The sequence below is a fragment of the Reinekea sp. G2M2-21 genome, assembly GCF_015687175.1.
In the GTDB taxonomy this organism is placed as follows: domain Bacteria; phylum Pseudomonadota; class Gammaproteobacteria; order Pseudomonadales; family Natronospirillaceae; genus Reinekea.
Genome location: NZ_JADPQG010000003.1, coordinates 241156 through 263713 on the forward strand (window position 1 = coordinate 241156; position 22558 = coordinate 263713).

The 22558-nt window shown below is 51.6% G+C and carries 17 protein-coding genes; 8 read left to right on the plus strand and 9 right to left on the minus strand.

Annotated features, from left to right (window positions below; genetic code table 11):
- Positions 1–22: 22 nt before the first annotated feature.
- From glgX to htpX, 4 genes are all read right to left on the minus strand, one after another.
- Complete coding sequence (gene glgX / locus IYN85_RS13420) at positions 23–2146, minus strand: glycogen debranching protein GlgX (RefSeq protein ID WP_196159419.1); 2124 nt, start codon at positions 2144–2146, stop codon at positions 23–25.
- Between the two features lie 38 nt (positions 2147–2184).
- Complete coding sequence (glgB, locus tag IYN85_RS13425; protein WP_196159420.1) at positions 2185–4353, minus strand: 1,4-alpha-glucan branching protein GlgB; 2169 nt, start codon at positions 4351–4353, stop codon at positions 2185–2187.
- A 342-nt stretch (positions 4354–4695) separates the two neighbouring features.
- On the minus strand, positions 4696–7392 hold the full coding sequence (locus IYN85_RS13430) for a hypothetical protein (RefSeq protein ID WP_196159421.1): 2697 nt from the start codon (positions 7390–7392) through the stop codon (positions 4696–4698).
- A 105-nt stretch (positions 7393–7497) separates the two neighbouring features.
- On the minus strand, positions 7498–8361 hold the full coding sequence (htpX, locus tag IYN85_RS13435; RefSeq protein ID WP_196159422.1) for a protease HtpX: 864 nt from the start codon (positions 8359–8361) through the stop codon (positions 7498–7500).
- Positions 8362–8652: 291 nt separating this feature from the next.
- Here htpX and IYN85_RS13440 point away from each other — a divergent pair, with 291 nt between their 5' ends.
- The 3 genes from IYN85_RS13440 (at position 8653) to IYN85_RS13450 (ending at position 13861) form a co-directional block, all read left to right on the plus strand.
- Positions 8653–9381 (plus strand): head GIN domain-containing protein, encoded by a 729-nt coding sequence (locus tag IYN85_RS13440; protein ID WP_196159423.1) that lies wholly within the window; start codon positions 8653–8655, stop codon positions 9379–9381.
- Positions 9382–9477: 96 nt separating this feature from the next.
- Positions 9478–10773: an efflux RND transporter periplasmic adaptor subunit gene (locus IYN85_RS13445; protein ID WP_196159424.1), complete on the plus strand. Its 1296-nt coding sequence runs from the start codon at positions 9478–9480 to the stop codon at positions 10771–10773.
- Complete coding sequence (locus IYN85_RS13450; protein WP_196159425.1) at positions 10760–13861, plus strand: efflux RND transporter permease subunit; 3102 nt, start codon at positions 10760–10762, stop codon at positions 13859–13861. Before IYN85_RS13445 ends, IYN85_RS13450 begins: the two co-directional genes overlap by 14 nt.
- A gap of 47 nt (positions 13862–13908) precedes the next feature.
- Here the strand turns inward: IYN85_RS13450 and IYN85_RS13455 are convergent, their stop codons facing one another.
- Positions 13909–14421, minus strand: a complete 513-nt coding sequence (locus tag IYN85_RS13455) for a hypothetical protein (RefSeq protein WP_196159426.1) — start codon at positions 14419–14421, stop codon at positions 13909–13911.
- 174 nt (positions 14422–14595) lie between these two features.
- On the opposite strand from IYN85_RS13455, the gene IYN85_RS13460 reads away from it, so the two are divergent.
- The 3 genes from IYN85_RS13460 to sufU all read left to right on the plus strand — a co-directional run bounded on the left by IYN85_RS13460 (position 14596) and on the right by sufU (position 17006).
- Complete coding sequence (locus IYN85_RS13460) at positions 14596–15720, plus strand: succinylglutamate desuccinylase/aspartoacylase family protein (RefSeq protein WP_196159427.1); 1125 nt, start codon at positions 14596–14598, stop codon at positions 15718–15720.
- Between the two features lie 69 nt (positions 15721–15789).
- The gene (locus IYN85_RS13465; protein WP_196159428.1) at positions 15790–16602 is read left to right on the plus strand and encodes an XdhC family protein; all 813 of its coding nucleotides are present in this window, start codon (positions 15790–15792) and stop codon (positions 16600–16602) included.
- Complete coding sequence (sufU, locus tag IYN85_RS13470) at positions 16599–17006, plus strand: Fe-S cluster assembly sulfur transfer protein SufU (protein WP_196159429.1); 408 nt, start codon at positions 16599–16601, stop codon at positions 17004–17006. The genes IYN85_RS13465 and sufU overlap by 4 nt, the downstream gene beginning before the upstream one ends.
- Here the strand turns inward: sufU and frdD are convergent.
- From frdD to frdA, 4 genes are read right to left on the minus strand one after another with little or no spacing between them, the layout of a single operon-like run.
- On the minus strand, positions 16989–17342 hold the full coding sequence (gene frdD / locus IYN85_RS13475; RefSeq protein WP_196159430.1) for a fumarate reductase subunit FrdD: 354 nt from the start codon (positions 17340–17342) through the stop codon (positions 16989–16991). The genes sufU and frdD overlap by 18 nt on opposite strands.
- On the minus strand, positions 17339–17734 hold the full coding sequence (locus IYN85_RS13480) for a fumarate reductase subunit C (RefSeq protein WP_196159431.1): 396 nt from the start codon (positions 17732–17734) through the stop codon (positions 17339–17341). The genes frdD and IYN85_RS13480 overlap by 4 nt, the downstream gene beginning before the upstream one ends.
- Positions 17731–18519 (minus strand): succinate dehydrogenase/fumarate reductase iron-sulfur subunit, encoded by a 789-nt coding sequence (locus IYN85_RS13485; protein ID WP_196159432.1) that lies wholly within the window; start codon positions 18517–18519, stop codon positions 17731–17733. The genes IYN85_RS13480 and IYN85_RS13485 overlap by 4 nt, the downstream gene beginning before the upstream one ends.
- A complete protein-coding gene (frdA, locus tag IYN85_RS13490) occupies positions 18516–20294 on the minus strand; it encodes a fumarate reductase (quinol) flavoprotein subunit (protein ID WP_196159433.1) in 1779 nt (592 codons plus the stop codon). The genes IYN85_RS13485 and frdA overlap by 4 nt, the downstream gene beginning before the upstream one ends.
- Positions 20295–20542: 248 nt before the next feature.
- Between frdA and IYN85_RS13495 the strand changes: the two genes are divergently transcribed.
- Together IYN85_RS13495 and IYN85_RS13500 are read left to right on the plus strand one after the other, a co-directional pair.
- Positions 20543–21106, plus strand: coding sequence for an outer membrane beta-barrel protein (locus tag IYN85_RS13495; RefSeq protein ID WP_196159434.1), 564 nt, complete (start codon positions 20543–20545; stop codon positions 21104–21106).
- 2 nt (positions 21107–21108) lie between these two features.
- A complete protein-coding gene (locus IYN85_RS13500; protein ID WP_196159435.1) occupies positions 21109–22350 on the plus strand; it encodes a hypothetical protein in 1242 nt (413 codons plus the stop codon).
- Positions 22351–22558 lie beyond the last annotated feature (208 nt).

The following is a 22558-nucleotide window of genomic DNA, read 5'->3' on the forward strand; positions in this document are numbered from 1 at the left end:
GATATTATTGTTTCTATTCCCGCTAATTGGTGTGCGCTTTACCTAATACCACTACCGACTGAGCAAATAAATCATAATTGCCTTTGGCCAGCATGGGCTCTTCGGGTAACAGACCGTCGTTACGCGCTGTGTCACAGAGTACGACCCAGCCACTGATTGGGTTGGCAGGCAGCACAAAGTTTATATCCGCTTCACTGGCATTGAACAACACCAGGTAATACTCATCGCATAAATGGAGATTGACTGCCGGATTCTTGATGTCACTGGACAACAACATTCCGAACACTTTGGTTTTCGGGTTGTGCCAATCCTTTATTTCCATGGCGTAACCATCAGCGCGGTACCAATGCACCTCATCTGACGAAAAGGGTGACTGGTAACCCTGCTGATCTTTCAGGATCAGGTCATTAAACAGTGAACTGCTTTTACGCAGCGCGATAACCTGTGCGGTGAAAGCTTCCAATTTGGCATCACGCTTCTGCCACTGGTACCAGCTGATGTCATTGTCCTGGCAATAGGCATTGTTATTACCGTTCTGCGTTCGGCCCATTTCATCCCCGCCGAGGAAGTGCACTGCGCCTTGGGACATCATCAACGTCGTAATGATATTACGCTTTTGCCGAGCCCTGATTTCAAGGATTTTACTGTCCTGGGTTTCCCCTTCAACTCCGTAATTTCGGCTGAGGTTATTACCGTGACCATCCAGGTTATGTTCTTTATTCGCTTCGTTGTGTCGACTGTTGTAGGACACCAGGTCATGCAGGGTAAAGCCATCGTGGTAACAGACGTAATTGACGCTGGCTGAATAGCAGGTAGCGCCCTTATGAAACACATCGCTGGAGCCCATAAGTCGAGTCGCAAAATCGCCGGTAACCCCATCATCGCCACGCCAGAATTTCCGCACGGTGTCACGGAACTTGTCATTGCACTCATACCACTGTTCTGGGAAATTCCCGAGTTGGTAGCCATGGCGACCAATATCCCAGGGTTCGGCAATCATTTTTCCGGTGGACAGTAACGGGTCCTGCAAAATGGCTTTGAAAAAAGCCGATTCCTGCGAGAAATCCCATTTTTCTCGGCCTAAACTGGCGGCCAAATCGAAACGGAAGCCGTCTATACGATATTCCTGCATCCAGTGTCGCATGCTGTCGAGAATCAGTTTTAACGCATAGGGGTGATGGCTGTTTACCGAGTTTCCGCAACCGGAGTTGTCGATATAGTGGGTGTAGTCACCATCCAGGTAACGATAGAATTCACGCGCATGCAACCCTTTATTGGCGATAACCGGACCCAACATGCCACTTTCAGCAGTGTGGTTGTACACAACATCCAAGATGACTTCGATGCCCGCCTCATGAAGAGCATTTACCATGGTTTTAAACTCAACGACGGCATCCTCTTTGGCGTAGCGGGGTTCCGGGGCAAAAAATAAGGCCGGGTTATAGCCCCAGTAGTTCGTCAGACCCAACTCTGAGATTCGGTGCTCCGGCATAAAAGCGAAACAGGGCAGCAGTTCTACGGTGGTTATGCCCAACCGCTTGAGATGTTCAATACTCTCGGGATGCGCAATGCCCAAATAGGTCCCGCGGATGTCCTCCGGCAGTGCAGCGTTAGTTTGGCTAAACCCTTTTGGGTGAAGTTCATAAATAATCGTTTCCCGCCAATTGACGTGCGGACGTTCAGAAGACCACTCAAAATACCGGTTGTAGGGAATACGGCCCTTCGGGATGTGTTTGGCGTTGTCCTGTTCATCTGGAACAATCTCTCCAGTCACATGAATGTCGTGCGCAAACATCAACTTATTAGGCACAATCGGGCCGGATATTTCCGGTGCGTAAGGGTCCAGGATCACCTTACTTGGGTTAAACCACAAACCATGAAACGGCTCAAATGGTCCATGAACCCGGTAACCATAACGCTGCCCAGGTGTCAGCCCATTAATAAACCCATGCCAGATATCCCCGGTCCGCGCAGGCAACCGGTGTCGACCGAGCTCGTTATCCTGTTCATCGAACAAACACAGCTCAATACCATGTGCATCCGGGCTGTAAACGGCGAAATTCACACCGCCGTTATGCACCTTAATACCTAATGGAAATGGTCGCCCGACCTCAACACCCAGGGCAGGACTTACCCGAGTCATCATGTTTCACCTCAACCCTTTAACAGTCACCGTACTTTAATTCAGCCAATGGTAACCGGTTTCAGCTTGAAAAACAGGGTAGCCAACGGCGGCACGCGGATATCCAAAGCAAAAGGTAAGCCATTTGCTGACTCGTTGATCGAGTTAAACGCGTCCCCAACGTCGTAGTTACTACCGCCGTAAAAATGGGAATCCGTATTCAGGATAACGTCATAGCGCCCGGCGCCCGGCACACCAATGCGGTAGCTGCCATGCGGATTGGGCGTCATATTGGCCACGACAACAATGATGTCATTGGCATCGGAGTAGCGAACCCAACTGAAGATATTGGCCGCCGAATCGTCGTGATTGATCCACCGGAAACCGGCGGGATCACAATCGCGCTCATGCAATGACGGCTCATCACGGTGCAGTCGATTTAAGTCCCGGAACAGGTTCTGCATGCCTTTGTGGCGGTCAAACTGCACCAGATACCAATCTAACTCGGTCTGGTGGTTCCATTCAATGCCTTGGGCAATCTCATTGCCCATGAAATTCAGCTTTTTCCCGGGGTGACCGTACATGAAGCCGTAATAGGCACGAAGGTTCGCGGTTTTCTGCCATTCGTCGCCGGGCATACGGTCCAAAATGGAGCCTTTTCCGTGCACGACTTCGTCGTGAGACAGTGGCAACACAAAGTTTTCATTGAACGAATAAACCATCGAAAAGGTCATTTCGTTGTGGTGATAGGTGCGATGAATCGGGTCCCGCTTCATGTACTCCAGTGAGTCATGCATCCAACCCATATTCCATTTAAATCCAAAGCCCAGCCCTCCGGCAAACACCGGACGGGTCACCCCGTCAAATGCGGTGGACTCCTCTGCAATGGTCATTGCTTTCGGGAACTTGCCATAAACGGTCTCATTGAAACGCTTCACAAACTCAATGGCTTCATAGTTGTGGTTTCCGCCATCGACATTCGGCACCCATTCACCGTCTTCCCGGGAATAGTCCAGGTACAGCATAGAAGCAACGGCATCAACACGAATGCCATCAACATGGAAATAATCCAACCAGACTAACGCCGAACTGATCAGAAAATCCCGCACGGTAAAACGGCCAAAATCGTAGATGTAGGAATTCCAGTCCGGGTGCCAACCGCGTCGCGGATCTTCATATTCATACAGTGCGGTGCCGTCAAACAGGGCCAATCCATGCGAGTCGGATGGGAAATGCGCCGGAACCCAATCGACAATCACGGCAATGTTTGCCTGATGGCATCGATCCACCAGGTATTTAAAATCATCAGGCGATCCGAATCGGCTTGTTGGTGCGAACAACCCCAGCGGTTGATATCCCCAACTGCCATCAAATGGGTGCTCGCTGACCGGGACAAATTCGACGTGAGTGAAGTTCATATCGACCAGATACGGCACCAGTTCGTCTGCCAGTTCGCGGAAATTCATCACATGCCCATCTTTGCGCCGCCAGGAACCTGCGTGGATTTCATACACAGCCATCGGCGCTTTGGTCGGCGGTACCGGCGTCCGATTACGCCAAGCGTCGTCCTGCCACTGATACTGGCTATGGTCGAAAACGATCGAGTTAAATTCCGGGTGCTGAGCACAATAGAAATTGTACGGGTCTGATTTATGCGGCAGCAGATGTTCCCTGGCGTCTTTCAACTCAAACTTATAGGAGTCACCGGCGCTGACTTCCGGGACAAACAAACGCCAGATACCATCACTGTTGCTTTGCATCGGGTGGCGACGGCCATCCCAGTTATTGAAATTGCCGATGACACTGACACAGCGGGCATTGGGGGCATAAACCGCGAAACGGACCCCTTTCACCTCACCTTCATCCGTGTCAGCGCTGCAGAGCTGCGCACCCATGGTTTTATAGAGAGTATCGGAATCGCACGGGAAATCGGTCAGTGCCCGTTCCTGAAACTGAAAGGCATCGATCAACTGCCAGGTTTGACTTCCTTCCGTCACGTGCAGACAGTAAATCGGACGGGAAGCGGTTGTTATCGACAACTCAAACAAGCCCAGAGGATCAACCTGCTTCATAACACCGTAGTCGGTGCTGCCGTCCAGTGAATGAACCGAAATACTGTCGGCGTTGGCCAGAAACACCCGAATTAACCAGCCTTGGGGTTGCTGGAAAAGTCCCAGATTATCAAACGGTCGGGCTTCTAAAACACTGTTGATCTGCTCTGCAATAGTCATTGGACGGTCGGTCCCCCTAATTTGAATTGTTGTCTTAACCGAAGCGCTAAATAGTTATTTGTCGCCATGCTAACGGATCGTAACCTAAGTTGAGAGATGCAAAATCATGAAGGTGGAGCTCATCTTAGATTAACCGGGCTTTCGCTGATCTTTCTCAATGAATTCAAAGGTCTGTGACACCTCCATGGTCCGATTTCCGTTTAATTGTGCCCCAAAAGAAATGACCGGACCCCGTCGCTGGTGATCACCGGCGGATGCAGAGCACGGCTATTCGGTTGAGTCTAGCTGCTTAACTGGGTTTTGAATACCCGAACGGCGTCGACTTTCTCAATCACGATCGACTTACCAGCCAGCTAGCCCTAGTTGATAATAGATCGACCATTGCTGTGTATTTAATTGATAGTAAACCGAAAAAGAAGGCGAAATCATCACGGAGGCATTACGGAACAGGTTTATGTTCGGCGAAAGGGTCACGCCAACTGCACTGGTCAACGCAGAATCCTGTTGCCCGACCGCGGTCAAACTTAATTCGGTATTGCGCCAATACAAGGCAGGCGTCAACGTCTGCCCAATGGCACCGAAATTATGCCGGTAGGTAAGACGCGTTCGTGTTGTCAATTCCTCTTGCAGTGAGTCCGGGAAGAATATCGTTGCTGGCAACAACGAAAATATGTCGCCAACCCGGTACTGGGCTTGCAGCCCCCACTCGACTGAAGCCTTGTGATTGAAGCCACGCTGTACTCCACTGGTATCGGAAAGTAAGACGACACCACCGGTCTGCAGCGCCAACTGTCCGGTTAGATTCTGAGCAAAACCCCACGGCACATTGATATCCTGATACGCCGGTGCCCGCGAAGAGACATACCCCAAACTGGCGGCCGCCAATGTCAGACTGCCCAGCTCTTCCGGCATGATGTGAATCAGGCGAAACTCAGGTTGCACACGCTGTTGCAACGCACCTTTCTCTGACACTTGTGGCGCTGCCAGCGAGAGACCGTGCAAGGTAAAGGCTTCACCAGAGCTGAGAAAGTCTCTCTGCCTGAGATAACCCAGTTGCGTCCCCTCATCCGTCAGCCAATTTACGTTTACCGAGCCCAGCCAGTCCGCTTGTGATTGCTGCAAACCTAATTGGGTGGTGACGTTCAAGCGCCCGAAGACGTCGGTAGATTGTATTTCGCCCACCAGCCGCTCGCTGTCGTAGTTCAGCGACCAACTGTGCGGGTTCCACAAATTCGAAGAGCGCCGATAGGGCAGCACTTCAGCCCGAGCCCGCTCCACCTGTGCACCCTTGTGAATGGTCATTGGCAAGTTGTTTGCGACAGACTGTGGCTGCCAGGCATCGCTGACCTGCATGGCGTCGTCAAAATCCACAGCGATCAATTGCTGGCCCTTTGCCGTGTAATCCGCCGCAATCAGACGGTTGGAATCCACATCGTAAACCGGAAAGTAAGTGCCGTATGGACGGCTCATCACCTGGTAGGAGTCAAACTGGTTTCGCGACATGGCCTGCAGTTGATCGATGCCACTAGCATCGGAAGAATACAGCAGCCAATTATTGGTTAGTAAGGGCGCGCGCAGGTTTTCCTGGTTTGCGGCCCTCAACAATGTCAGATCCGTCAAGGCACCATTGACATGAAAGATCCCGTGCCCGTCATCCAGTTGCATAACGAACACCCAGCTTCCCCGACTTGGGGCAATGTCATAAACCAGTGCACGCTGCGGCAAGGCCAAGTCAGACAAACGCTGTCCATCCGCAGAGTAAACCACTAGGGCGCTACTGCGATCGGAACGAAATTCATGAACCAAAAACTCGCCATCGGCATAGCTGGCCGCAGTAATTTTCTGGTCTGACAGGACCACTGCCAGACCCGCAGCATCCGACCAGCACTCCAGGTTAGCACTACCGGCATCGGGTCGCGTGGCATGCCGCACACTGACTACCCAACACACGCGGTCATCCGCCAAAAACACCGCTTTGCTCTTCGCGCCAGACACATAGCTGGCCGTGACTTTCGGGGACAGATCGGTCAACCTGCGGGATTGACCGTTACGGACGGCCACCAGAAACGAACCTTGGGTTACATCCACTTCAACCGCAATAATCTCATCGCCACGAACACCCACCGGGTACCAGCTTCGCCAAGAGTCCGAAGGATTCTGCAGCAACGGCAGAACTTCCGTCAGACTCAGCGCGTCTAACTGCTGTTGCCATTGTTGAGTGCGCTGTGAGATCCACTGATCATAATGCTCATTGAGGTTAAGGCCGGTCTGATCTTGCAACGCTCCATTAAAACTCACACTGCTCAGCGTGCCGGTATTGGCGAGTACGCGATCCATTAAACCGGTGTCATACCTTGACTGCAGATAGTCGGTAAAAAAATAACCCAGAACATAGGGAGATAAATAGGGAGTGCGATCAAAACCGGTTCCGAGCATTGCTCGCTCATAGCGGTAAGGCGAATTATTGAGCAAATCGGTTCGCAACCACAGATTGAAGGCAGCATTTCGACCCCGACCGGCAGAGGTTAAAACGGTTTCTGCCCAAACAGCATCGCCTTCGGCATACCAATCCGGAATCAACCAACGACTGAACAGCGCAACTCCCGACTCACCAAAGAAGAAGTGCAGCCATGTCCCTGTTTCATGATCAAAATACTGCTGATACTGCACCATGTGCCGGCCTTCATGGACGGCTAACGTGTCATACCATTCCAGACCGGTTAGCGGCATAGGTTTGTTGTACCAATGCGAACGAAATGGCGGCAAACCGACTTTGCCGTTACTGACATGCGACTGCGCAAACAAGACGATAGGAACGGGTTTAAAGTCTCCCTCAATGGGCAAGTCCTGCAGATGCTCTGCCAGGTATTGATTCAGCAAGGTCACCACCCGCTGAGCTTCGGCCTCCTGCTCAGGCGGGAAAATCAGTTGAAACAGGGGTTGCTGAATCTGCAGCCAGGGCTCGGCACTGCTCGCGGTTGCCAGTCCGGACGATAAAACAACAAGTAACCCGGCGACCAGGCATCTGAATTTCAGCACACTCATACCCTTTATTAACGAGACAGGCATCATAGCCACGCCGCCATTAAAAAAACACCCGCTTACGCGGGCATAAAGGGTCATTAGTGGATACAGATCAGGTAATCAACGTTGTCGCAGTGCATTTATCCGGCTGTCCAAACTGGGATGCGAGGCAAACATTTCAGAGCGCTTACCATTAATACCAAAGGCCACCAACTGACCTTCCAGTTCGGGTTCGGACGATCGCTTCAGCCGTTCTAACGCTGCGATCATCTTCGGTGCACCCACTAGATCGGCAGAGCCCTTGTCAGCCCGGTATTCTCGCTGGCGCGAGAACCACATGGCGACAATACTGGCCAGAATACCCAGCACGATTTCCAACACAAACACGACGCCCATGTAGGCAAACATACCCAGTCCACGCCCTTCTTCGCCGCGCGCCACGACGCTGGAAATGGCGTTGGCAATAATGCGCGCCAGGAAAATCACAAAGGTATTCAAAACGCCTTGGATCAGGGCCATGGTAACCATGTCGCCATTCGCGATATGGGCAATTTCGTGCGCTAACACCGCTTCCTGTTCGTCCTGAGTCATCTGCTGCAACATACCGCTACTGACCGCCACCAGTGAATTGCGCTTGCTGGCCCCGGTGGCGAACGCATTGATTGACTGGCTCGGGAATATGGCGACTTCCGGCATGGGAATATTGGCCCCCTGAGCCAAACGAGCCACCGTTTGCATTAACCAGCGTTCCATCGGGCTCGATGGCTGAGTAATCACATGAGCTCGGGTTGAACGAACGGCCATCCATTTGGACATCCATAAGGAAATAAAACTGCCGCCAAAGCCAAATGCCGCGGCAAAGAACAACAGCGTTGAGGTGTCACCAAGCTGAATGCCGAACATCGGCAGTATCACATTCAAGAACACACCCAACACCAGCAGAATGGCAAAGTTGGTGGCGAGAAACAGTCCCACACGTAACATCGAATTACTCCAGAAAATTTGATTCGTCAGTGCCGACTATTTAAGACTGCCTGTGCGGCCTTTCAAGCACGCCGGAAGTCATTTTCTGAATCCATACGCTTTGCTGTTGTATTTCTGCGGATAGTGAATATGACTAAGCCAGTTAAGCAATTTAACCAAAACAAGACAAACGACGACCATCAGCATCACACCACCCCCAGAAGACAAAGGGGTTGTAGCCAGAATTAAAGGTTGGCACAGCCGCTGCAAAAGAAGCTGCAAGAATCCTCAACCCCACAAAGGAACTGAACCGTGAAACACAATCGACTGAAACGCACCCCGACAACCCTATTGATGATACTGACCGGCTTTTTGTTCACCGCCTGCAACACCTTAACGGTACAGGGCACCGGCCGCAGCTATGAAATCAACCACACCGTTACCGAGATCCGTGAAGTCGAACTTCATGGAATCGGTGAGTTAACGTTACAAAATGGTCAAGAAAACCAGCTCGTGGTTCTCGCACAGGAAGAAATCCATGACCACTTAAGTATTCGCCAGGAAGACGACCAGTTGATCATCGGTCCGCGCGAAGGGTATCAGTTCAGAACCAATGAACCACCGCGTTTCCTGCTGAACGCCAACCATCTCGATACCGTCATAATAAGAGGCGCAATCGACCTCACCAGCGGTAACTACCGCACCGAACAACTGGCCATAGAGGCAAGTGGCTCCAGCGATGTGGATTTGACATTGCATGCCAGCAACCTGACTATCGACGCGTCCGGATCGTTCGACGGCTACCTGTCCGGTGAAGTGAATACGCTCAAAGTAGACTTCAGCGGCTCTTCAGACCTGAACGCAGACGACCTGAAAGCCAAGGATGTCGACATAGATATCTCCGGTGCCGGTACGGCCTATATACATGCCACTGAAACCTTAACGATATCCGCTGCGGGTGCGGTCAAGGTGGTTTATTCCGGCAATCCAGTGGTCAGTCAATCGGCGGCTGGTGCAACCTCCATCAGCCACTCTGACTAAAAGTCATTTACAAAACCATGACTGTCGGCACTGTGGCAAAGGTGCCGACCATCGCACACTGCTTCGTCTGATAAAACAACACAACAAGGAACCCCAATGAAACTCTGGAAATCGCTACTCACCGGCGGCCTGATCGTCGCTGCCACCGGCGGTGCTTTGGCATTAATGTTTAAACCAGATGTCACCAAAGAAATTGACGTCGCCGATGAACCGATTTGGGATGCCCGAACAACGCTGGCCGTAGTGGGTGAATACCAACCACAAATCACCTTGATTGGCCGTGTAGAGCCTATGCGAGAGTTGAACGAAATTGCGCAGCTGTCGGCCCGTGTAACCAACCTGTATGTAAAAGATGGCATGCGCGTTGAACAGGGTGAACTGCTGATTCAACTCGATGATTTTGACGCACAGATGCAATTGCAACAGACCCTGGCGGATCTCGATGACCTGAATTCACGCATTACACTGCAGAAATCGCAACAGCAGTTAGAAATCGAAGGACTGGATGTTGAACGCGCCAACCTGGCCATGCTGGAAGACCGCCTGAAGAAACAAAAAGCGATTACTAACACCCAGCAAGCGATTGAAGAACTAGAACAACAGATTCAGCGCCAGCGTTTTGCTGTGTTGCAACAGGAAACCGCCATTAACAATCACGCTGCGACGAATACCCAGTTGGTCAGCCAGCAACAGAAACTGCTATTAGCCAAACGTGCCGCTGAACGCAACTTGGCCAACACGCAAATTAAAGCGCCCTTTACCGGCAAGCTCGCTCAGGTGCTGGTGACTGAAGGGCAGCATGTTAACCCCGGTCAAGCGTTATTCCGCTTATATTCGGAAGATGACATGGCAGTACTGGTGCAGTTGCCGGCTCGCCTGTTGGCTGAAAAAGAACAACTCAACGGTGTTGCCACTGAACAGAATCGCGCCAGTGAAGTGGCGTATGATCGCAGTGAAGCGCAGATCGATATGGGGCAAAGCGGTTTTAAAGCCTGGTTTAAACTAGCACAAGGCAACCAATGGTTACCCGGTGACATCGCGTATCTGACGCTTAATCTCGCTGCGAAGCCACAAACGATTAAAATTCCGGCGGCCTCTGTCTTTCAAGACCGATGGATTTATCAAGTTGATGAAGAACAACGGTTAAAGGCATTGGAAGTTAAGGTGTTAGGGTCTCTATCAGAAGGCGATTCATCACAATTGGTGGTCCAGGCGACCGACGCCACGGACTCGGAATTACGCTTATTACTGACCCGCTTAAACAACCCGACAACCGGCATGAAAATCTACGAAGCGGGCGTTGACCCTGAACCCGTCGAAGCGACAGAAGAGCCGGCTCTTGAAAACGACGACATTGAAACAGATGACGAGGTGAGCGATGAAGACGCTTAACGACCGCGGCATTCTCGCCTACTTCACAGAACATCGGGTTGCCGCCAACCTGATCATGATTCTTGTACTATTAATTGGCGTCATTTCTTATCTCCGGTTGAACAAGCAGCTAATGCCTGATGTCACCTTTCCTGCCATCAGCATCAACACTACCTGGACCGAAGCCAGTGCAGAGGGCGTCGAACAAAACCTGACAACACCGTTGGAAAACGCACTGCGTAATCTGGACGATGTCGAAGAAGTCTGGTCTTGGTCAGCGCAGGGCAACAGTAACATCGTTTTACGCTATCGCCTGGACGCCGATATGGATGAGGCTCTCGCCGAGGCCACCAACTTCATCGCCGGCTATCGTGATTTACCGGAAGGCGCAGAACGGCCGGAAGTCACTCTGGAACAAAACAAAGAAGCGGTATTTTCTGTGTTGGTTGCCACTGACGGACCAGTCACAGAACTGCGCCCGTTGGTTCAGCAGTTCCGCAACGACTTACTCGCGCGTGGCATTGCCGAAGTGGATGTGCGTGGTTTTCCCGATGAAGAAATTCGGGTCGAAACCGATCTGCTTAACCTGTATAGCAACAACACATCGATTGATCAGGTGGCTGCACAGATCGCCAGCAGCAACCAGAACAGCCACGGTGGTCGACTAGCGTCGGATGTTTCTCAGATATCGGTCGTGACCGACACCAAGGTCGAAAAAGCCAACGCCATCCGTAATCTGGAAATGAGCAATCAACAACCCCTAAGCGCGTTGGCCAGTGTATCCCGTCAAACCAAAGACGGTGCCCGGCATTATGTGCTGGAAGGCAAAGAAGTCGTCCGCCTGCTGATATTCCGTTCTCCACAAGTCGACAGTCTTGATACGAGCGACATTCTGTATCAGTGGATAGATGAAGTACAACCGACGCTACCCACAGGTATCGACATTGTGGTCTGGTGGGATTTAGGTGAGGTCGTGGAAGGCAATTTGGATATGCTGAAGAGCAATGGGCTTATGGGCCTGATATTGGTCGTTGGTATTTTATTTACTTTCCTCAACCGACACGTCGCCTGGTGGAGTGCCGTCGGCATTCCGGTGTCCATTGCAGGAACCTTAGTAATCCTCTATGGAACAGGCGGCACAATCAACTTCCTTTCAATGTTTGCATTTCTAATGGCGCTGGGAATCATTGTTGACGACGCCATCGTCGTTGGTGAAGAAACCGTAACCCAGATGGAAAAGGGTCTTCCGGCCAATGAAGCGGCGCTGATTGGTGCGAAGCGTATGTTCGGTCCGATCATGGCCAGTTCACTGACCACTGTAGCTGCATTTGTTCCTTTACTTTTTCTACCTGGAGTTTTTGGGGAAATGTTTCGGCCGGTTCCGGTCATTGTTGTCGCCGTTATTATCGCGTCCCTCATCGAATGTTTTATCATTTTACCTGGGCATTTAAATCACGGCTTGGCCAAGCGCACCGGTGAGCGATCAAAGTTCCGCCAAAAGATGGACAGCGGCTTCAATCATTTCCGAGATAATATTTACCGTCCTTTTGTCACCAAAGCCATTGAAAATCGAGGACTCTCAGTTCTGTTAGCTATTGCTATGGCGGCAATTGCTCTTGCGCTGCCGCTTTCAAAAACAGTTCCTTTTTCGCCGGATATTGATGTGGAAGACAATATGGTAACGGCCTGGATCAGCTTTCACGAAGGTACGTCCGAGCACGTCGTTGAAGATTACACTCTGCAATTAAAAGCCGCACTCGATGCGACCGAACAGGAAATCGGCCAAGGCAATACTATAGTGACGCAGGTGTACGAGATTTACAGCGCCGATGAAGGCTTCACTCAGGTTCAGGCGAAACTGGTCAACCGTGATGACCGCCCTGTCTCCAATGCTGACTTTTTGAAAACATGGGGCAGTAAAATCAAAGGAGGACCGGATGTAGCCGAAATATCCACAAACGAGGACGAATCATCCGCTTCCGGAGGATCTCGATTAAGCTTTTTCCTGGCAGGCCGAAGTTTGGACGAACTGAAAGCCGGTGCCGAAGCGTTAAAAATTCGCTTGGAAAAATACCCGAACCTGTCAGACATCACCGATGACCTGCCGCAAGGTGGCGACGAAATTGTCTTCTCCTTGACCGCCGCCGGAAAGCGCATGGGCTTAACTGAACGCGGTGTTGCGGCGCAGTTACGTCAGGCGCTGATGGGCACACAGGCACAGTCTTTCACCGAAAACGACGCCACCCTTAACGTGCACATCCGCTTGCCGAAGGACTCGTTCAGCAACACCGCGCAATTACAAGACTTGCCGATACAAACCGCGAACAGCGGCTGGGTTCGTTTCGGTGACATAGCGGAATTCACCACACAACAGGGACTCGGTACGCTGTTTCACAACAACGGGCAACTCGGGGTTCGAGTTAATGCGGTGATACTCGATAAAGAGACAGACAGTAACGCCCTGTCCAAGGAGATTTACTCAGCCGAGGTGGAGCCGATCCTGAAACAGTTCGGTCTAACCGGTGAAATCCAGGGCAGCGCTGCAGATATTCAAGAAATGCTATTGAACTTGCTCATAGCCTATGGGATTAGCATTCTTCTGATTTATTTTATTTTGGCATGGTCTTTTTCCAACTATAGCTGGCCGCTGGCGGTCATGGCCGCGATTCCCTTTGGTTTAACCGGAGCGATCTTCGGACATTGGGCTCTCGGGTTGAACCTGACTTTCCTCAGTTTCTTCGGGTTATTCGGGTTATCGGGCATCATTATTAACGATTCAATCATCTTGATTAATCGTTATCAGGAACTGCGCGAAGAGGGTATAGCGATCAAACCGGCCATCATCGATGCCAGCTGCCAACGCTTGCGTGCCGTGCTACTGACCTCGATCACTACGGTTGGCGGATTAGTACCCATCTTGATGTCTGACTCAATTCAGGCGCAGCTGGTCCAGAGCATGGCCGCCTCATTGGCGTTTGGTATCAGCTATGGAACATTACTGGTGTTACTGGTTATTCCTTGTTTATTGACATACATCGAAAGCATCAACGCCTTTAACAAGCGGATGATCGGTAAGTTTAAGAACCGCGGTGCGAAAGCGGCCTCGTAAGGGTTCATAAAAAGTTCAAAAAAAGCCCGGCTGCCGTCCGGGCTTTTTTATGCATCCCACTGCGCAGACAGCTCTTTGAGCCAGGCAATAACTCTCGTCAGGCTGTCATCGTTTGCCGCTTCGACTCGGACCTGCAAATAGGAGAAAGGCATGGTCGGCAAAAACATAAAACCCAGTGGTTGTATGATGTCTGCACAGTAATCTTTTGCTGCTTTCGCATTCGCAAAAGAATCCGCTGCCGGTAATTTCAGCCGCTCAATGTGGGATTTGGTGCCCGCGATAAATTCGATGGGACGGGTCAATTCGAAATAATGAAAGTACTCAGTTTTTCCCTCTTTCTCACTGGTATCTACTTGATACACACCAGATACCGCGCATAATGAACCCGGCTGCAGGTACTCATGGGCATGCTCAGCATTGCTGCCATAAGCCTTCATCATAACTGAAGAGCTTTTTAAACCGGTGGTGTGACCGTGAATAACCATCATCGCCCGCAATTTCCCCTTGGCCGGGAAAAAGTTCAACTTGGACACCCGCACATCTGCTTGCCAGTTTTGCATGTTTTTTCCACTTAATCGTCCTCAAGAGCACTGAGCGTATCACAGAAAAGATCCTTCTTGCGCAGGTGAGACAAATGCGTGATAGGTCGTTTGCAGAACCGCGTCACGGCGGTTGGCTTTACTGCGGGCCAATGATTTAATGGCAGACCTTCATCTTATTGTACTGGAGTTTTTGTGGCTTTAACTCGCCTCACATTACCGGCCGCGAATGCAGGTCAGCACACCGTGATCAATGTACATCATTTTGGTCCTGAGAACGGGCAAAAAGTCTATATTCAAGCTGGCCTGCATGCCGATGAACACCCAGGCCTGCTGGTCGCACAACATCTGATTGAACAGTTGTCGGCCCTGGAAACCAACCATCAATTGCATGCTCATTTTGTCGTGGTACCGTACGCCAACCCGATCGGCCTGAAACAGCGTAGTTTTGGCAAAGTGGTCGGTCGCTGCGACTGGCATACCGGTCAGAATTTCAATCGGGGCATGGCGTTGGATCGGGATGCCTTCTCAGGCGAATTTGCGGCTCAATTCAGCGCGGATACTGCAGCGAATGACCAACGCATGCGCACATCATTACGTGAGATGGTTAATCAACGTTTGGTCGGGTTTGAAGTTGAAAGTTTGCACAAGCTGTTACTCAGCCAATCCATCGACGCACACTACGTAATTGATTTGCATTGTGACGTTGTCGCCCTGCCCCACGTGTTTTACGGCAGCCACCAGCCTGACGAAGGCCGTCTGCTGGCACGATGCCTGAATTTCCCGGTCTGTCTGGAAGAAGATGTCACTGGCACAGTCGCCTTTGACGCAACCCACACTCAGCCCTGGGTACTGACGCAGCAACATCTGACTGACACCGCCTTTGAGCAACCCTGCTTTGCGGCCACGGTTGAACTGCGCGGCAATGCCGATGTCAGCGACGAGCTGGCGAAACAGGATTGCGATGGTTTATTGGCCTTTTTCGCCGCGAAAGACCTGATATCCGGCTTACCGCCCGCGCAACCATCAACCGTTGCCCAAACGGCGATTGCAGTTGAGCAGGTGAAACTGATCAATGCGACGGCCCCCGGCATTGTGACCTATCATTGTCAGTTGAATGACCACGTTCGCCGTGGCGACAAAATTGCCGACATCGTGTTGCTCGATGAACCTATGCCCACTCGCGTTGCCATTATTGCACCGTGCGATGGTCTGGTATTCAGTCTCACCAACGAATTCTATGTCAGCCCCGGCCAGACACTGGCGATGCTGGCAACGGATGAGGTCCAGAACAAGGCCGGCAGCCAATTGGCGTTCTGATACAAGGGGTTCTGAGTGGCATCCAAATGACGCAGAACGTCGTAACTGAGATACGCGCAAGGAAAACCGATGAAAAAAAGCCTCTACAGTTATATGCATCAACTCAGTGAAAGCCGCACACCTTTTGCATTGGCAACAGTCGTGGAAACTCAGGGTTCGGTCTCGGCCAAGATTGGCGCGAAAGCACTGATTGATGCACAAGGTACATTGCTCAGCGGCTGGATCGGCGGTGGCTGTGCCGAAAGTCAGTGTCGCGAGAGTGCCGTTAAGGCGATTGCTGATGCCCAGGGCTTTGTCATTGATATAGATCTCGATGATGAGATGCTCGGCGCAGGCATGCCCTGTGGAGGCAGCATGCGCGTCTTTATTGAGCCGGTTCTGCCGGCTCCCTCGCTGTGGATTCTGGGCCATGGGCGTATTGCAGAGTCACTTTGCCATCAGGCAAAAGAGCTCGGTTTCCGCGTGACCATTAATGACGTGATGGCCGACCGCCAGTATTTTCCAGCGGCAGATGAACTGATCACCGACGACCTCGACTATTCACTGCTGCAACCGCATCGTGACGATTACGTGGTGATCGCGACTCAGCACAAGGGTGATCATGAGTCACTGGCGCAAGTGCTTAATACGGAGGTCGGTTACATCGGCCTGATTGCCAGCCGAAAGCGCGCACGCTTGGTTTTGGAACACTTTCAATCACGCGACTTACCGGCGCAGCAATTAAGACGAATCCGAACGCCCTGCGGTTTAAATCTGGGTGCGAAAACGCCGGAAGAAATTGCACAATCCATTCTTTGTGAAATCACTCTGTTGCGTCGGCAAGGTTCTGGAGAACTGATGTTTGAACCGGCAGACTTCGTACAGAACCAAAACCCGTCATGACCAACACCGTTTACAAAGACATTTTACTTGACCACTACCGGCACCCTCGCAATCAGGGCAGTTTGGAAGGTGCACATCATTTCAGTGAGGGCTTTAACGCCAACTGCGGTGACAAGATAAAACTTGGTGTTATTTTGGAGGGCAACAGGGTACAGCAAGTGAAGTTCCAGGCACGTGCGTGCGCGATATGCACCGCATCCACGTCAATGATGACCGAACATATGATCGGACGGACCACCGAAGAAGCCCGGCAGATAATTCACCAGATTAAGGCCGCGGTCATTGGCAAAGCCGATTGGCCCGCTGGCTGTGAAGCGCTGGCCGGTGCGGCCGGCAGCGTCAATCGTCACAAATGCATCACACTCAGTTGGCAGGCATTGTCGGAATCACTGCCCAATAACTAAGAGCAACGTTAACGTCGCCACGGTCATCACCCCAGCGAACCCATAACAGAGCACCGCAAAGAGCCGCGCTCGACCGAGTTTAAAATCTTGCGTTAAGTGAAACAGACGATGTAACGCATGCCACGCGGGCAACGACAGAACAAAAAACCAGACTAACTGCCCCAACCAGTGGCCGCTCATATTGAGGATTCGGGTGTAGGAAAATGCCTGACCATCAACCAGATGCAACGGCAAGAAAAACGCCAGTATCAAGAGCACCGCTGGCAGCACCAGCGCGGTAGCCATGCCGCCGGCGGCGAATAAGCTCCAGAATATCGGTTCATGTGTACGCTTCATAACCACCCTCCTAAAATAAAGACCACCACGACGCTGATCACGGCCAATGCGACGTAATGCCCGGTTTTTATCGTTGACGGTGCGAACGCCTCGCCTCGCCAGCGCAGGTCGAGTGTTTTCGGTGTGAGTTGGAACCACGTCACGGTATGCCACAGCACTGCCAGCCAACACACCAAGTTAAAAGCAAGCATCCAAGGCGATTGCAGCGTCTCAACAAACTGAGTCCAACTGGCTTCGCCGCGCGCCAATGCCAGCAAAGCCAGCCATAACTCTACGGTGAACAGCCAAACCAACAAGCTGGTCGCTTCGCGCAGCATGTAGCGACGGTAGCCCGGACGTCTCAACCACCAGTGAGCCGTCAACGATTGCGGATAAGGTTTTCGGTTTGTCATCGCCCGCCCTCCTGCCCAGCGTCATCCTTTCGCAACCAATGGATCAGATTCACGCCATAGTCCACGGTACTTTCCAGCTTACTGGTGTTAATAGCCCGGGCCGGATCAACACCTTTCGGGCACACTTCTGAGCATTCACCAACAAAGGTGCAAGCCCAGACACCCTGCTCTGCGTTTAACATCGGCATCCGTTGTGCCCGCCCCTGATCCCGATTGTCTTTGTTGTAACGTTGCAGCAATGCCAATGCCGCCGGACCAAAAAACGCATTGTTCAGGCCGTATTGCGGGCACGCTGCGTAACAGAGACCGCAATTGATACACATCGACAGATCGTGATATTTCGCCATCTGTTGAGGCGTTTGTGGGTATACCGAGGTTAGCGCGGTGTCTTCCTGATCACGGATAATATAGGGCTTGATGGCTTCCAGTTTTTCAACAAAATCATCGATGCGGGCAATTAAATCGCGTTCAATCGGGAAATGTGCCAATGGCTCAATGCGCACGCTATTGTCGCCACCATTGGCGGAGAGGTAATCTCGCAGAAAAGTTTTACAGCCCAGTTTGGGCTCGCCGTTAATCATAAAACCACAACTGCCACAGATTGCCATGCGGCACGACCAACGATAGGCTAACGTGCTGTCGCATTCGTCTTTAATGTAATGCAGGGTATCGAGAATAGACATGTCGTTGCGGAATGGCACGTCAAAATGTTGCAACCAGGGCTCGTCATCCTGCTCCGGCCGATAGCGCATAACACTGACGTTCACCAAGAGCTGAGTGTTCATGGTTTCGCCTCCTGCTGATCCAGTTGCGCACCGTACAGCCGTTGCGCCGGTTGGCTTTTGGTGATGGTGACCGGTTGATAGTCCAACCTGGGGGCGTCACCTGCCTGCCAATAAGCCAGGGTGTGCTTGAGAAAATTTTCGTCATCCCGGGTTTCATAACCGTCAATACGTTGGTGTGAACCACGGCTTTCGGTACGGGCCAACGCGCTGTGCGCCATCGCCTGACCGACATCCAACAAGTAACCCAGTTCCACGGCATAAACCCATTCGGTGTTAAAGACGTTACTGGTGTCGGTAAACCCAATGTTCTGATAACGCAGCTGTAATTGGGCGAGTTTGTCACAGGTAGCCTGCATGGCATCCGCCGAACGATAAATACCGACTCCCGCTTCCATAGTCAGCCCCAATTCTTTGCGTAACTCAGCAATATTTTCATCGCCTTGCTTGGCTTTTATGGCCAGCGCTTCAGATAGCGATTGCTCTGCCAGTTCCGTGAGTCGCGCTGCATTACTGCGCTGGCTTTGTAGCGCAAAAGCGCCGGCGTCGATGCCGGCAACCTTGCCAAACACCAGCAATTCGGCCAGGGAATTGGAACCTAACCGATTCGCGCCATGCAGACCGACGCTGGCGCATTCACCAACCGCGTATAACCCCGCCAGACGAGTCGCACAACGCCCATCGGTGTGAATGCCCCCCATGGTGTAGTGCACCGTTGGGCGCACCGGAATCGGGTCTGCCACTGGGTCGCAATCGACAAAGGCTTTAGCCAGTTCCCGAATGAACGGCAGACGCTCATTGATCTTTGCCTCGCCCAAATGTCGTAAATCGAGATGCACCACGTCACCCCACAGCGGGTCTTGGATAGTGCGGCCCTGTTGTTGTTCGTGCCAGAAACTCTGACTGAGTTTGTCACGCGGCCCCAACTCCATGGTTTTGTTTTTGGTCGTTCCGACAGGTACCTCAGGACCCAGACCATAATCCTGCAGATATCGGTATCCGTCTTTGTTGATCAGAATGCCCCCTTCCCCGCGACATCCTTCGGTCATCAGCACACCTGTACCCGGCAGACCGGTTGGGTGGTACTGAACAAATTCCATATCCCGTAACGCCACACCGTGTCGGAACGCCATGGCCATGCCATCCCCCGTGACGATACCGCCGTTGGTGTTGTAGCGGTATACCCGTCCGGCGCCGCCGGTGGCGAGGATAACAGCACCGGCCTGTACCTGTACCGCTTCGCCTTCGGCCAAATCAAACAGCAAGGCGCCCTGGCAATGATCGTTATCGACCAGTAAATCAAGACAAAAATGCTCATCCAACCGATAAATATTCGGATACTTGGTCGAGGTCTGAAACAAGGTGTGCAAGATGTGGAAACCTGATTTATCGGCGGCAAACCAGGTGCGTTCGATCTTCATTCCGCCAAAAGCACGTACATTGACATCGCCATCGGGTTTGCGGGACCAAGGGCAACCCCAATGTTCCAACTGAATCATTTCCTGGGTGGCGTTATTCACGAAGTAGTCGACCACATCCTGCTCACACAGCCAGTCGCCGCCAGAAACGGTGTCGTTGAAATGATACTTGGTGGAATCATGTGGCTGAATGACACCGGCCGCGCCCCCCTCCGCAGCCACAGTATGGCTGCGCATCGGGTAGACTTTTGAGACCAGAGCAATATCTAGGTCGGGGTGTGCTTCAGCGGCGGCGATAGCAGCACGAAGGCCAGCACCTCCGGCGCCGATGATGACGAGATCCGTCTGGACTGTTTTCATGTTCACCTGCCTGCGATGGCGGGTTTTGCAACCCGGCGATTAATGAACTTTTTTATTTTTAGTCTGGGCTTAGGAATAGGCGCTTCGCGGCCAGAATGCAACCATGTCCATTGAGACGGGTCAGTTAAACCGGCAATAAAGCCATTCACATTACCAGGGCAAAACGACAGGATGATGAATTGTGCATTGCGAGCGGTCGGACCAATTAGGTATATTGACCGTCTTACGCGAGAACCAAAGGAAGACCAGTGAATATTCGGACAGGAAGCCTACTGCTGCTGTGTTGCGCGCCCTTCACGTTTGCCGAACGCGGGTTAATCGATAATAACGGTTTATTTTTGCGCGTCGGCGCTGGCTTTGCCCCCATCTACATTGAAGAGGTGATAATTGACAATCTCTTGGCGTCAGGCGCAACCGTCACCGCATTTCACTCTTCAGTCCACGCAGGCACGGTCTTTAACGACTTCTACGCCGTCTATGCGCTGGCGGAGCATAACTGGTACATCGACAGCGAGCAAAGCATCTACAACACGGGGCTGGTCGGTGTGGGTGGCACTTACTTTGTTCCGGAACTCTATGGTTTGTACTTGAACACTGGTGCAGGGCTGGCAACCAAAACCATCTTTGGGGCCGATGCCTCAGCCAACGGTTTTGGGTTACAGCTCGGTGTCGGTCGGCCTTTAACTGACCATATTGTGTTGGATGTTAGCTATAACTATCTGTCACTTTCATCGGTGGCCAATCCTGCGACCAATGGCGATATTGAAACCATCAGCTCTGTCCAGTTCACCTTTTCTTATCAGTGGTATTAACGATGACGCCAACTATACGTGCCGGGTATCGCCGCTCAACGTTACAACACGTTTTGGTTCTCCTGTTAGGGTTGTCTTTAACCGCGTGTGCCGGTCTCGGGCAGAAAAGCAACGCAGACCGCATGGCCGCGACGACGGGTAAGTCATTCGTCATTTCCGTACCCGCTGCTAAGCTGGACTTAAACCTGATAACGGGCGAAAAACGTTCCGATCTATCCATTTTACGGCTGGTCGACGAACAGAATTATAAGTTTGCGTTTCAATCCAACGGCAACCGTCTAAGCGGTCCGCTGTCCGTGAGCGACCCAAGCGTCAATATTCTTAATGCTTTGAATAAATACTATCAAAAACAAAATCAGATTAAATTCGTGGCCAAAGGGACCATCAACAACATTGACGAAAAATTTCTGGCCGGAGCCCTGAACAAAGGTGACTACTTGATTGATGTTCGTGTCAGCGAGTTGGCGCTCAAACGGAAGGAAGACACGCCGTTGTTTTACCTGCAAGCCTCGTATCAGTTCACAGTTTTTGACCGCAAAAAAGGAAAATATCTGTTACAGGACCAATGCCGTTTTGCAGAACCGGACAAAGCGCAAACGGTACGCGCATTCTCTAATCAGAATGGCGCACCCGTGGCTAATTTTCTGAACCGTTATGCCAGTGCCTGTTTAAATTATTTTGTCAGTGGTAAAGCTTTACCCGCGCAACAAAGTGTGACGGCGCCGAAATCCGCACCGCCGAAAAAAACGTCCCCGGTTCAAGCCTCTTCCAGCTCACTTGCACGGATCAGTCTGGGCACCGACTACAACTACTACCCGAATTACCCTGGAGACGCCAAGTCACTAATCAGTGGTGAATTTACCGTAGCCCTTGGAAAATCGCTGTCTCCCACTTTGGGGTGGATGGTACAGGGAGGCGCAAAAGTTACGGCTGATGACGCATTTCCCACCTTCGCCGAAGGCACAATTTACGCAGCCAACCTGGGTGTCGGTGCCAACCTGTACCCCAATGGCAATGTGCGCAATGGCTATTCACTGATATTGAACGGTCAGATCGGTCAGTTCCGTCAAAACGCAATTGGACTGAGCACCAACGCCGTTGGCCTTAACATCGGTGCGTACCGGCAACTAATAGGCCCATTACAAGCACAAGTACGTTACACCTATTGGTTGCATGTGGGCAAAACGGAGGAAGCGAACTTGGGCGGGCATGCGTTAGGCGTTGGGTTGGGGTTGCAGTATTAAAGTAACAGCGATCAAAACGTATGATTCATCTTCAATGAACTCATGATGTAAACGCCCGGTCGCTGCGTATTTCTGAAGACTCTTTTTTGCACAATGTTATACGGGCGCGACATCATTACATCGAAGGTCCGCGGATCACTTTTTGATACGTATTCTCTCTCAAGGAGCTATATCAAAAAAGAGCCAAATTCGCAGGAATTTGACTCTT